This is a genomic window from Agromyces seonyuensis, from assembly GCF_009789225.1.
In the GTDB taxonomy this organism is placed as follows: Bacteria; Actinomycetota; Actinomycetes; order Actinomycetales; family Microbacteriaceae; genus Agromyces; species Agromyces seonyuensis.
The window spans coordinates 20,405-31,986 of record NZ_WSTA01000044.1 but is presented as its reverse complement, the minus strand read 5'-3'; the positions used below and the strand labels follow the sequence as shown (position 1 = coordinate 31,986).

The window sequence follows — 11,582 nt, the reverse complement described above, 5'->3', positions numbered from 1 at the left end:
GTCGAGGCACGCCGCGAGGTCGGCGCCCCGCGGCGCGTTCCGGGCGAGCCGGAGCCGCAGGGTGCGCGCAGCCGGCACGGTCTCGAGGAGCCACGCGGGCGGGGAAGCGGCGAGCCCGTGCGCGAGCGCGACGACGGCCGACGGGCTCCCGCACTCGACGAGCACGTCGTCGTCGCCGAGCGGGCGCAGCGTCGGCGGCGACACGTCAGGCCGCCGGGGCCGCGGCGAACGGACGGACCGCGATGCCGGCCCGGTCGAGCGCGTCGCGCAGTCCCGCGGCGAGCGCGATCGCATCCGGGGTGTCGGAGTGCACGCAGATCGAGTCGGCCGCGACCCTGACCGGCTGCCCGTCGGCGCTCAGGATCTCGCCGGTCTCGACGAGGCGGACGACGCGTTCGGCGACGAGGTCGACGTCGTGGAGCACGGCGCCCGGCTCGCCGCGCGGGACGAGCGCCCCGGTCGACGTGTAGCCGCGGTCGGCGAAGGCCTCGGTGAAGGTGCGGACGCCGGCCGCCGCCGCGATCTCAAGCCCGCGCGAGCCCGCGAGGCCGAGGATCGGCAGCGCCGGATCGACGGCCCGCATGGCGGCGACGACAACGCGCGCCTGCTCCTCGTCGTGGGCGATCGTGTTGTAGAGCGCGCCGTGCGGCTTCACGTAGGCGACGCGCGCACCCGCGTCGGCCGCGACGGCGCGCAGCAGCAGCAGCTGCGACTCGAGCTCAGCCTGCAGTTCGGCGGGCGGCGGCGCCAGCATCCGCCGGCCGAAGTGCTCGCGGTCCTGGTACGAGACGTGCGCGCCGATCGCGACGGCGAGCCGGGCGGCCCCCGCGCACACCGTGCGCATGGTCTCGACGTCGCCCGCGTGCCCTCCCGTGGCGACGTTGGCGCTCGAGACGAGCCGCAGCATGGCGAAGTCGATCGCGGTCCCGAGCCCTTCCCCGAGATCGCAGTTCACATCCACCGCGCCGCTCACGACCGCACCCGGCTCAGCGAGGGCGGGCGCCGGGCGCCGGGGCGTGGGCCTCGAGCGCGGGGTGGCCGGCAGTGCGCAGCGCGGCGGCGAGGGTCGCCGAGGCGGCGGCGTCGACGGCGAGGAAGGCGAGCGTCGGCCCGGATCCGGAGACGATGCCCGCGAGGGCGCCGTGGTCGAGCCCGAGATCGAGGATGTCGCGGAGCGGTGGCGCGAGCGAGAGCGCCGCGGCCTGGAGGTCGTTGTGCAGGGCATCCGCGAGCCGCACGGCGTCGCCGGCGCGGAGCGCGTGCAGCACGGCCGTGTCGACCTCGGGCGTCTCCGGCGCGGGGATCGCCTCGCCGACGTCGCGCAGCCGGTCGAGCTCGCGGTAGACGGCCGGCGTCGAGAGGCCGAACTCGGCGGGCACGAGCACCCAGTGGAAGACGCCGGTCGCGAGGGCGGGGCTGAGCCGCTCGCCCCGGCCGGTGCCGACCGCCGTGCCGCCCATGAGCGCGAAGGGCACGTCGGCGCCGAGCTGGGCGGCGAGTCCGTGCAGTTCCTCGCGCGAGAGCTCCGTGCCCCACAGCGCGTCGCACGCGACGAGCGCCGCGGCCGCGTCGGCGGACCCGCCGCCCATGCCGCCCGCGATGGGGACGTGCTTGTCGATCGAGAGGTGCACCCCGTCGGCGACGCCCGTGTGGGCCGCGAGCAGCCGTGCCGCGCGGATGGCGAGGTTCGAGTCGTCCACGGGCAGACCGGTCGTGTCGATCGAGCCGCCGAACGAGACGGTGAAGCCGGTCGACGGCGTCGCGACGCAGTGCTCGGCGAGCGAGACCGCCTGGTAGGCCGTGGCGACGTCGTGGTAGCCGTCGGACTGGAGCGCGCCGACGCGCATGTAGAGGTTGATCTTGCCGGGAGCCGTCGAGTGGACTGCCTCGCTGGTCTCCGCGATCGTCATGGTTCCACGGTACCGGGCGCGACCGCGGCGAGCAGTGCGCGCAGCCGCGCCTTCTCGTCGGGGATCCCGGCGTCGTCGGCGAGCCCCGAGCGGGTGAGGCCGAGCGAGATCCGCTCGATCGAGGCGGCGCTCGCCGTCGCGAGCAGGGCGCCTTCCGCGAGCGGCCACCTGGCGGTCGGATGCTTCACCGCGGCGCCGCTGCGGCTGACGGGTTCGGTGCCGAGGTCGGCGGCGACGACCGCGACGAGCGCGTCGAGGGCGGCGTGCACCGCGGCGGGATCCGCGTCGCCCTCGGGTCGGACCGTGCGCGACACCGCGAACTCGAACGTGCCGTCGGGCCGTTGGCCGGGACGCCGGAGGCCGCGGGCCTGCTCGTAGGCGACGGTGACGTGCTGCGCCCACCAGGGATCGACGTCGTAGTGGTCGGCGAGTCGCGCCGCAATGCGACCGTGCTTCCACTCGAGCGCGCCGTCGGCGTCGAGCATCCCGAACCAGTCGTCGCGACTGCGGCCGGTCGCCTCGATCACGGCCGCATCGCCGGCGACCGATCCGCTGCCGCGCGTGGCGCGCTCGTCGTGCTGCTCCACCATGCGCCCCACGCTACTGCGAGCCGGGGCCCGGGGCCGGAACGGATCTGGGCGTCGCGCTACTCGACCGGTCGGCCGCGCGTGACCGGGACCGAGACGCCCGCCGCGGCCGCCGCACGGGCGATGCCGAGGAAGTCCTCGACCGTCAGGGATTCGCCGCGGGACTGCGGGTCGACGCCCGCCGACTCGAGCACCTCGGAGGCGGCGGCCGACGAGCCGCCGAGCAGGCCGGAGAGCGACTGGCGCAGCATCTTGCGCCGCTGGCCGAACGCACCGTCGATGAGGGCGAACGTCTCGCGCCGCTCGGCCTCGCTGCCGGGCACGCCGGTGCGCGCGAAGCCGACGAGCACCGAGTCGACGTTCGGCACGGGCCAGAAGACGGTGCGGGAGACGTTGCCCGCGAGCCGCCAGTCGCCGTACCAGGCGGCCTTCGCGCTGGGCGCGCCGTACACCTTCGACCCGGGCGCGGCCGCGAGCCGTTCGCCGACCTCGGCCTGCACCATGACGATGCCGCTCGCGAGGGAGTCGAAGTGCTCGAGCAGGTGCAGCAGCACCGGCACCGAGACGTTGTACGGGAGGTTGGCGACGACCTTCACCGGGGCGGCGGGAAGTTCGGTGACGCGCAGGGCGTCGCCGACGACGACGTCGAGCTTCGTGCCCGGCTGGAGGAGGGCCGCCGTGTGCGGCAGCTGCTCGGCGAGCCGCGGGTCGATCTCGACCGCGACGACGTCGGCGCCCGCCTCGAGCAGCCCGAGGGTGAGGGAGCCGAGGCCGGGACCGATCTCGAGCACCGTCTCGCCGCGCTGGACGCCCGCGGTCGACACGATCTTGCGCACGGTGTTCGCGTCGTGCACGAAGTTCTGTCCGAGCTTCTTCGTCGGCGTGACGTCGAGGTGCGCGGCGAGCTCGCGGATCTCGGCGGCGCCGAGCAGGTGCGGCCCCACGCCGCCCTCCAGCGGGCGTTCGTGCCGGTGCGCGTTCATCGCTCCCCTGCCGTTCTCGTCTCGACTGCCTGCATGCTCGCCCCGCTCATGCGCTCGCCGCGGGTGCCGCGCCGGTCGCAGCCGAGTCGGCGTGCCACGACCCGTAGGCGCGCACGGTGTTCTCGGCCAGCTGCGCGCTGAGCTCGTCGAGGTCGGCACCGAGCACGTCGGCCATGAACCGCACGGTGAGCGGCACGAGGTAGGGCGCATTCGGCCGGCCGCGCAGCGGCGCGGGCGTGAGGTACGGGGCGTCGGTTTCGACGAGGATCCGCTCCCGGGGCACGATCGCGAGCGCGTCGCGCAGGTTCTGCGCGTTCTTGAACGTCACGTTGCCGGCGAACGAGCAGTACCAGCCGGCGTCGGCGGCGACGCGGGCGAGCTCGGCGCCGCCCGAGAAGCAGTGGAACACCGTCGTCTCGGGGGCGCCGACGCGCGCGAGGGTCGCCACGACGTCGTCGTGGGCGTCGCGGTCGTGGATCTGGAGCGCGACGCCGTGCCGCTTGGCGATGTCGATGTGCGCCTCGAACGAGCGGAACTGCGCGGGCATCCCGGGCTCGTCGGTGCGGAAGAAGTCGAGCCCGGTCTCGCCGACGGCGCGCACGCGCGGCTGGGCCGCGAGCGCGTCGATCGTCGCGAGCGCGTCGTCGAGGGTTCCGGATGCCTCGAGCTCCGGCGCCTCGTTCGGGTGCAGCGCCACGGCGGCGAGCACGCGCGGCTCGCGGGCGGCGAGCTCGGCCGACCAGATCGACGTCGCGACGTCGGTGCCGACCTGCACGACGCCCGCGATGCCCACGGCCACGGCGCGGTCGAGGTGCTCCGCCGGATCGATCGGCAGTGCGCCGTCGGCGATCTCGAGGTGCGTGTGGTTGTCGTACACCGGCACGGCGAGCGGCTCGGGCAGCGGCGGGTACTCCGCCGGCTTGTCGGAGGCGCGGGCGCGCAGGTGCTCGCTCACGCGGTGGTCTCGATGCGCGGGAAGAGCGGCTCGAGCGCCGACACCTGCGCGCCGAGCGACCACTCGTGGGCGCGGTCGACGCGCACGTCCTGCACCTTGCCGGGCGCGCCGAGGGCGCTCCACAGCTTCGCGGCGGCCTTCGGCACGACCGGCGAGAGCAGCACGGCGAGCGTGCCGACGCCGTGGTACGCGGTCGCGAGGACGGTGTCGAGGCGCTCGGCGTTCGCCGGGTCCTTCGCGAGCACCCACGGCTCCTGCTCGGTGACGTAGCCGTTGAGGGCGTCGACGAGCTCCCACACGGCGGCGATGGCCTCGTGCGGCGCGATCCGGCCGATCGCGGCCCACGAGGCATCCGTGGCCCGCCGCTCGACCTCCGCGATGGCCGCCTCGGCCTCGCCGGGCGCGACCGAGGCCGGCACGACGCCCTCGCGGTAGCGCGTGATCATCGCGACGACGCGCGAGGCGAGGTTGCCGAAGCCGTTGGCGAGCTCGGCCTGGTAGCGGGCCGACAGGTCCTCCCACGAGAACGAGCCGTCCTGGCCGAACGAGATGGCGCGCAGGAAGTAGTAGCGGAACGCGTCGGAGCCGAACGTGTCGGTGATCTGCTCGGGGGCGATGCCCGTGAGCTTGGACTTCGACATCTTCTCGCCGCCGACGAGGAGCCAGCCGTGGCCGAAGACGCCGCGCGGCACCTCGAGGCCGGCCGCGAGGAGCATGGCCGGCCAGATGACGGCGTGGAAGCGCAGGATGTCTTTGCCGACGAGGTGCTGGGCGGGCCAGCGCTTCGCGAACTCGTCGGTGTCTTCGCCGTAGCCGATCGCGGTGATGTAGTTGAGCAGCGCGTCGAACCACACGTAGACGACGTGCGACTCGTCCCACGGCACCTTGATGCCCCAGTCGAAGGTCGACCGGGAGATCGAGAGGTCGGACAGGCCGGACTTCACGAACGAGACGACCTCGTTGCGCGCCGACTCGGGCTGCACGAAGTCGGGGCGCTCCTCGTAGAGCGCGAGGAGGCGGTCGGCGAACGCGGACATGCGGAAGAAGTAGTTCTTCTCGTGCAGCAGCTCGACGGGCTTCGAGTGGATGGCGCAGACCTGCTGGCCCTCGTACTCGCCGGTGCCCGCGACGAGGTCGGACGGCTGCTTGTACTCCTCGCAGCCGACGCAGTAGAAGCCCTCGTACTCGCCCGTGTAGATGTGGCCCTCGTCGTAGAGGTGCTGGAGGAACTTCTGGACGTTGGCCTCGTGGCGCTCGTCGGTCGTGCGGATGAAGTCGTCGTTGGCGATATCGATCGTCTCGAGCAGCGGCTTCCACGAGGTCTCGACGAGCTTGTCGGCCCACTCCTTCGGCGTGACGCCGTTGGCGGTCGCGGTGCGCAGGATCTTCTGGCCGTGCTCGTCGGTGCCCGTCAGCATCCACGTCTCGTCGCCGCCCTGGCGGTGCCACCGCGCGAGCACGTCGGCGGCCACCTCCGTGTACGCGTGCCCGATGTGGGGCACGTCGTTGACGTAGAAGATGGGCGTGGTGATGTAGAACGAGGAGCCGTCGGCCATCCCACGATCTTATCGAGCGCCGACTGTGCGATCGCCCGCGTTACCGGCCCCGCTGGTCGAGTAGCGAAGCGTATCGAGACCCGGGCGGTACGAAGTCTCGATACGCGCCCTCGTCGCTGGTCGAGTAGCGAAGCGTATCGAGACCCGGGCGGTACGAGGTCTCGATACGCGCCTTCGTCGCTGGTCGACCGACGGGAGGCTCAGGCGCGCGCCGCGAGCGCCGCTTCGTAGAGCTCGCGCTTGCCGAGCCCCGTCTCCGCGGCGACGGTCGCCGCGGCATCCTTCAGCCGGGTTCCGGCGGCGACGAGCTCCTGCACGCGGGCGAGCGCGGCGGCGGGGTCGGCGGCCTGCTCGGGGGCGCCGCCGACGACGAGGCAGATCTCGCCGCGCACGCCGCCGCGCGCCCACTCGGCGAGTTCGCCGACCGGCCCCCGCCGAACCTCCTCGTGGAGTTTCGTGAGTTCCCGGCACACGGCCGCGGGTCGGTCCGCGCCGAACACTGCGGCGACGTCGTCGAGGCTGTCCGCGAGGCGGTTCGGCGACTCGAAGAAGAGGAGGGTGCGCCGGTCGCCGGCGAGCCCCGCGAGCATCCGTCGCCGCTCGCCGCTCTTGCGCGGCAGGAACCCCTCGAAGGCGAACCGGTCGGTCGGCAGGCCGCTCACGGCGAGCGCGGTGACGACCGCGCTCGGCCCCGGGATGACCGTGACGTCGACGCCGCCCGCGATCGCCGCGGTCACGAGCACGTAGCCGGGGTCGGAGACGGCGGGCATGCCGGCATCCGTGAGCACGAGCAGATCGGCGTCGCGGGCGAGCTCGACGAGCTCGGCGGACTTCTGCCGCTCGTTGTGCTCGTGCAGGGCGAGAAGCTTCGGCCGGTTCGCGATCCCGAGGCCCGCGAGCAGGCGCTGGGTGACGCGGGTGTCCTCGCTCGCGACCGTCGTCGCCGACTCGAGCGCCTCGCGGAGCCGGGTCGACGCATCGCCGAGGTTGCCGATCGGGGTCGCCGCGAGGATGATCATGCCCTCCAGTCTGGACCGGCCCGGCGCATGCCGCCGCCGCGCGGACCCCGCGTGCTCCGCCGCGCCCGGCGACGGCGGAGGCCCCGCGGGCATAGGCTCGCCCCAGGCGGGCCGGAACGGCCCCGGCGGGAGGGGGCCGCGATGGTGCCGGAGATCAACTACTGGGCCGTGCTCGTGGCGACGGTCTCGACGATGATCGTCGGGTCGGTCTGGTACACGCCGAAGGTGTTCGGCACCCGGTGGATGCAGCTCGCGAAGGTCGACCCGGACGCCCAGGGCAGCGCCGTCGGTCCGATCGTCGTCACGGTGCTCGTGAGCTTCGTCTCGGCGTGGGTGCTCGCGGGCGCCGCCTACATCGCGTGGTCGTTCTACAGCGGCTCCTTCTTCTGGAACGCGCTGTTCACGGGGGTCATCCTCTGGGCGGGGTTCACCGCCGCCCGCTTCATCACCCACGACGCCTTCGAAGGCCGCCCCGCGAATCTCACGATCCTCAACATCGCGCACGAGCTCGTGACCGTCATCGTGATGGCGCTCATCATCGGCGTGTGGCCGCCCGCCGGCGTCTGAGACGCCGGAGCCCGCTTCGGCCCGGCCCGCGCGGCTGGCCTACCATGTCCGCATGACGAACGAGACGGGGCCGGTGCTCGGCGCGCCCCAGACCGACCCACGTCTCGACGTCGACGCGCCCCTGCTCCTCGACCCGTCGCAGGCCGGTGCCGAGCAGGACGGCGCCGACCAGGACGGCGCCGAGCAGGACGGCGCCGAGCAGACGGGCGCGGAGGGGGAACCGCGCGACCCGGAGTCGGCGGAATCCGTCGCCGAGGGAGCGCCGCTGCCCCGCCACCGACGTCCCGACCGGCGTGACGACCCCGACGAACCGCGCGGCACCCGATTCGACGCCCGCGTCGCGGCGCTGCTCTCGACGCCGGCGCGGCGCCGGCTCTGGGCGTGGGGCGGTCCCGCGCTCGTCCTGATCCTCGCGGCCGTCCTGCGGTTCTGGAACCTCGGGCACCCGCAGACCCTCGTCTTCGACGAGACCTACTACGTGAAAGATGCCTGGAGCCTCCTGCACCTCGGCTACGAGGCGCAGTGGCCCGACGAGCCGAACCCGGCGTTCGAGTCGGGCGACGTGGACTCGTTCCTCACCGCCGGCTCGTACGTCGTGCATCCGCCCCTCGGCAAGTGGCTCATCGCGCTCGGGATGGCACTCGGCGGCGCCGACGACGCCTTCTGGTGGCGCGCGACCACCGCGCTCGCCGGCGTGCTGCTCGTCGCCGTCGTCATGCTGTGCGGCCGCCGGCTCTTCCGCAGCACGGCGCTCGCCGTCATCGCCGGCCTGCTGCTCGCCGTCGACGGGCACGCGATCGTGCTCTCCCGCGTCGCCCTGCTCGACACGTGGCTCGCCCTGTTCATCGCGATCGGGTTCTGGTTCGTGCTGCTCGACCGAGAATCGAACGAACGCGCCCTCGAACGCCGGCTCCTGCGGCTCGACGCCGCCGGGCGGGACCCCGCGCTCGGCCCGGCGATCTGGAACCGGCCGTGGGTGCTCGCCGCCGGCGCGGCGTTCGGCGCGGCGTGCGCCGTGAAGTGGTCGGGCCTCTACGCCCTCGCCGCCTTCGGCGTGTACCTCATCGTCGTCGACGCGCTCGCCCGGCGGCGCGCGGGGGTCGCGCTCTGGGGCACCGGGGCGATCCTGAAGCAGGGGCCGGTCACCTTCCTGCTGCTCGTCCCCGTCGCGTTCGTCGTGTACCTCTCGAGCTGGACCGGGTGGCTCGTCACGCAGGGCGGCTACTACCGGCAGTGGGCGACCGAGGCCGGCAATGCCGCGACGGGTCTCTGGTCGTGGGTGCCGCTGCCGCTGCAGAGCCTCTGGCACTACCATCAGTCGGCCTACGGCTACCACGTCGGCGTCGACTCGTCCCACCCGTACCAGGCCGCCCCGTGGACGTTCCTGTTCATGATCCGCCCGACGAACATGTACTTCCACGAGCAGGATCCCGCGCAGTGCGGTGCCTCGCAGTGCTGGGAGTCGATCATGGCGATCGGCAACCCGCTCATCTGGTGGGCGGCGGCGGCGGCCGTCTTCTACCTCGTCTACCGGCTCGCGCGCTACCGTGAGTGGCAGGTCGGGGCGCTGCTCGTCGGCGTGGTCGCGACGTGGGGACCGTGGCTGCTCTACCCGAACCGCACGGTGTTCGAGTTCTACATGATCGTGCTGCAGCCCTTCACCGTGCTCGCGCTCACGTGGGTGATCCGATTGCTCGTCGGGAGCCCGGACGATCCGACCTGGCGGCGCCAACGAGGGCTCGCGACGGCGGGCGTCTTCCTCGTCGCCGTGCTCGTCGTCGCCGTCTTCTTCTACCCGCTGTACTCCGCGATCGCGGTGTCCCCGACCTTCCGGCAGCTGCACTTCTGGCTGCCGACCTGGGCATGAGCGGCGGCGCGCCTCCCCGCGGCACGGCGGCCGGCGCCACGCTGGTCCGGCTGCTGCCGGGTATCGCGGTCGCCGGTGCGGCCGCCCTCGTCTCCTGGGGCATCGCCGGCGGGCTCGAGAACGTGCCGATGCTCACCGTCGCCGTCGTGCTGGGCCTCGTGCTCGCGCAACTGCCCGGCGTCCGGCCGATCCTCACGGGCGTCCTGGCCCCCGGTCTCGCGTTCTCGTCGAAGACGCTGCTGCGCGCCGGCATCGTCCTGCTCGGACTCCAGCTGAGCCTGTCCGACCTCGCCGACCTCGGCTGGGTCGCGATCCTCACGACGGTGCTGGTCGTCGTCCTCGCGTTCTTCGGCACTTGGGGGCTCGGCCGACTCGCCAGGCTGCCGGGCGAGCAGCCCATCCTGCTCGCGGCCGGCTTCTCGATCTGCGGCGCGAGCGCGATCGGCGCGATGAGCGCCGCCGTCGGGGCGAAGCGCCGCGATCAGGCGGTGCCCGTCGCGCTCGTGACCCTCTTCGGCACCCTCGCCATCGCCGTGCTGCCGGCGCTTGCGGTGCCGCTCGGTCTCACGCCGGAGCAGTTCGGGCACTGGGTCGGCGCGAGCGTGCACGACGTCGGCCAGGTCGTCGCGACGGCGCAGATCTTGGGCCCCGCGGCCCTCGCGATCGCCGTCGTCGTGAAGCTCACCCGCGTGCTGCTGCTCGCCCCGATGGTCGCGATCGTCGCCGGCATCCGCCGTCGTCGCACGCCGGATGCCACCGGAACCCGGCCGTCCATCGTGCCGCTGTTCCTCGTCGGCTTCGTCGCGGCGGTGCTCGTGCGTTCGTTCGTCCCGATCCCCGACGCGGTGCTCGACGGCGCGAACGTGCTGCAGACCGCGCTGCTCGCCATGGCGCTCTTCGCGATCGGCACCTCCGTGCGCATCACGGAACTCGCCCGCACCGGGTGGAAGGCGGCGCTCGTCGGCCTCGCGGCCTGGGCGCTCATCGCCCTGCTCGGTTACGGGGCGGCGCTGGTCGGCTGAGCGCTGCCGGCCGTCGACTCCTCGGCCGCGTCCGCGGCTTCGACGGCCCCGACGGCACCGGCGTTGCGCAGGAACACGATGATCCAGGCGAAGATCAGCACCGCGGCGACGAGTTCGACGGCCGTGAGCGTGTAGTACCCGACGGCGAAGAACACCGCGAGCAGCACCGTGATGGCCACGTCGGCGTAGCCGAACCAGAGGAACACCTTCGGCATGCCGGGCACCCAGCGCCGCAGATTGAAGACGAGGACCGCGAACACGACGACCATGCCCGTCGCGACCGAGTTGTGGATCCAGAAGCTCGTGTCCACGTGGAAGATGCCGACGCACGCGAGGAAGATCCCGATGAGCACGAGGGAGATCCGCACGGAGCGGCGTCCATGGCCTGCGTCGCCGTCGTCTGCGGGCAGCTCGGCCGTGCCCGCGCGGGCGACGATCGTCACGATCGCCCCGGCGACGATGAGCGTGAGATTGAAGGCGAAGGCCGACAGGTCGTCGGTCATCCCGAGCGCGGAGAGGTTCATCTTCCACCACTCGGGGTCGGTCGACGTGAGCATGCTCGTGACGATGCCGATGACGAGGAACACGGCCAGCACGAGGGAGAGCAGCACCGGAGTGAGCCGCACCGCGGAGAGGTAGACCGCATACGCGCTGACGGCCGCGGCCGCTCCGGAGAGGATGATCGCCGGGATGCTGAAGACCTCCGCGCCCTCGAAGCTGCGCGCGAAGACGTCGCTCAGCGCCGTCCAGCCGAGGAGCACGATGAGCGCGTGCGCGAGCGCGAGCGCGGCGTCGTCGAACCAGCGCAGCACCGCGAGGGCCCCGGTCACGGCGCCGCCGCGGCGGGCGACCAGCCGACCGAGCACGAACGCCGGGAGCGCGACGATCCCGCTCGAGATCGCGACGAACTGCCCGACCGACCCACGTCCGCTGATGGGAACGTCCTGCCCCCAGAACACCGGCAGCGCGACGAGTCCGACGACCACGAGCGCGGCGGCGCCGAGCAGCAGGGCGACCGACTCGACGGACTCGGCGTCGGTGCCGGGACGGCGGAGGATGCGGCGGACCGAACCCGCTGCGACGGTCCGGCCCGAGCCGGCGATTCCTTCGGACATT

The 11,582-nt window shown here is 73.2% G+C and carries 11 protein-coding genes and 1 pseudogene; 3 read left to right on the top strand and 9 right to left on the bottom strand.

All coding sequences use genetic code 11. The features are described 5' to 3' along the window. From GB864_RS10680 to rsmI, 8 genes and pseudogenes are all read right to left on the bottom strand, one after another. A pseudogene (locus tag GB864_RS10680) lies at positions 1–204 on the bottom strand (hypothetical protein); the annotation flags it as partial. A 1-nt stretch (position 205) separates the two neighbouring features. Next, entirely contained in the window at positions 206–973 is a 768-nt protein-coding gene (locus tag GB864_RS10675; protein ID WP_160424859.1) for a 5-oxoprolinase subunit PxpA, read from the bottom strand. Between the two features lie 13 nt (positions 974–986). After that, entirely contained in the window at positions 987–1,910 is a 924-nt protein-coding gene (locus tag GB864_RS10670; RefSeq protein ID WP_160424857.1) for a 4-(cytidine 5'-diphospho)-2-C-methyl-D-erythritol kinase, read from the bottom strand. Further along, positions 1,907–2,500 carry a hypothetical protein gene (locus GB864_RS10665; protein WP_160424854.1) on the bottom strand — a complete coding sequence of 198 codons (594 nt, stop codon included), beginning with the start codon at positions 2,498–2,500 and terminating at the stop codon, positions 1,907–1,909. Before GB864_RS10665 ends, GB864_RS10670 begins: the two co-directional genes overlap by 4 nt. A gap of 56 nt (positions 2,501–2,556) precedes the next feature. Then, positions 2,557–3,480, bottom strand: coding sequence for a 16S rRNA (adenine(1518)-N(6)/adenine(1519)-N(6))-dimethyltransferase RsmA (rsmA, locus tag GB864_RS10660; protein WP_160424853.1), 924 nt, complete (start codon positions 3,478–3,480; stop codon positions 2,557–2,559). 46 nt (positions 3,481–3,526) lie between these two features. Continuing rightward, positions 3,527–4,435: a TatD family hydrolase gene (locus GB864_RS10655; RefSeq protein ID WP_160424851.1), complete on the bottom strand. Its 909-nt coding sequence runs from the start codon at positions 4,433–4,435 to the stop codon at positions 3,527–3,529. After that, positions 4,432–5,991 (bottom strand): methionine--tRNA ligase, encoded by a 1,560-nt coding sequence (gene metG, locus GB864_RS10650; RefSeq protein ID WP_160424849.1) that lies wholly within the window; start codon positions 5,989–5,991, stop codon positions 4,432–4,434. The genes GB864_RS10655 and metG overlap by 4 nt, the downstream gene beginning before the upstream one ends. Before the next feature lie 200 nt (positions 5,992–6,191). After that, the gene (gene rsmI, locus GB864_RS10645) at positions 6,192–7,010 is read right to left on the bottom strand and encodes a 16S rRNA (cytidine(1402)-2'-O)-methyltransferase (RefSeq protein ID WP_160424847.1); all 819 of its coding nucleotides are present in this window, start codon (positions 7,008–7,010) and stop codon (positions 6,192–6,194) included. A 141-nt stretch (positions 7,011–7,151) separates the two neighbouring features. On the opposite strand from rsmI, the gene GB864_RS10640 reads away from it, so the two are divergent. From GB864_RS10640 to GB864_RS10630, 3 genes are read left to right on the top strand one after another with little or no spacing between them, the layout of a single operon-like run. Next, the gene (locus GB864_RS10640; protein ID WP_160424844.1) at positions 7,152–7,577 is read left to right on the top strand and encodes a DUF1761 domain-containing protein; all 426 of its coding nucleotides are present in this window, start codon (positions 7,152–7,154) and stop codon (positions 7,575–7,577) included. 52 nt (positions 7,578–7,629) lie between these two features. Beyond that, entirely contained in the window at positions 7,630–9,444 is a 1,815-nt protein-coding gene (locus GB864_RS10635) for a dolichyl-phosphate-mannose--protein mannosyltransferase (RefSeq protein ID WP_160424842.1), read from the top strand. Further along, positions 9,441–10,466: a YeiH family protein gene (locus tag GB864_RS10630; RefSeq protein WP_160424839.1), complete on the top strand. Its 1,026-nt coding sequence runs from the start codon at positions 9,441–9,443 to the stop codon at positions 10,464–10,466. Before GB864_RS10635 ends, GB864_RS10630 begins: the two co-directional genes overlap by 4 nt. On the opposite strand, the gene GB864_RS10625 is transcribed toward GB864_RS10630, so the two are convergent. Next, positions 10,442–11,581 (bottom strand): DUF998 domain-containing protein, encoded by a 1,140-nt coding sequence (locus GB864_RS10625; RefSeq protein WP_160424837.1) that lies wholly within the window; start codon positions 11,579–11,581, stop codon positions 10,442–10,444. The genes GB864_RS10630 and GB864_RS10625 overlap by 25 nt on opposite strands. Between the last annotated feature and the right edge of the window lies 1 nt (position 11,582).

Bases quoted from the DNA above. Each gene is read 5' to 3' on its own strand.
- GB864_RS10670 (WP_160424857.1), bottom strand. From the start codon at position 1,910: ATGACGATCGCGGAGACCAGCGAGGCAGTCCACTCGACGGCTCCCGGC.
- GB864_RS10665 (WP_160424854.1), bottom strand. From the start codon at position 2,500: ATGGTGGAGCAGCACGACGAGCGCGCCACGCGCGGCAGCGGATCGGTC.
- rsmA (WP_160424853.1), bottom strand. From the start codon at position 3,480: ATGAACGCGCACCGGCACGAACGCCCGCTGGAGGGCGGCGTGGGGCCG.
- metG (WP_160424849.1), bottom strand. From the start codon at position 5,991: ATGGCCGACGGCTCCTCGTTCTACATCACCACGCCCATCTTCTACGTC.
- rsmI (WP_160424847.1), bottom strand. From the start codon at position 7,010: ATGATCATCCTCGCGGCGACCCCGATCGGCAACCTCGGCGATGCGTCG.
- GB864_RS10640 (WP_160424844.1), top strand. From the start codon at position 7,152: ATGGTGCCGGAGATCAACTACTGGGCCGTGCTCGTGGCGACGGTCTCG.
- GB864_RS10635 (WP_160424842.1), top strand. From the start codon at position 7,630: ATGACGAACGAGACGGGGCCGGTGCTCGGCGCGCCCCAGACCGACCCA.
- GB864_RS10630 (WP_160424839.1), top strand. From the start codon at position 9,441: ATGAGCGGCGGCGCGCCTCCCCGCGGCACGGCGGCCGGCGCCACGCTG.
- GB864_RS10625 (WP_160424837.1), bottom strand. From the start codon at position 11,581: ATGTCCGAAGGAATCGCCGGCTCGGGCCGGACCGTCGCAGCGGGTTCG.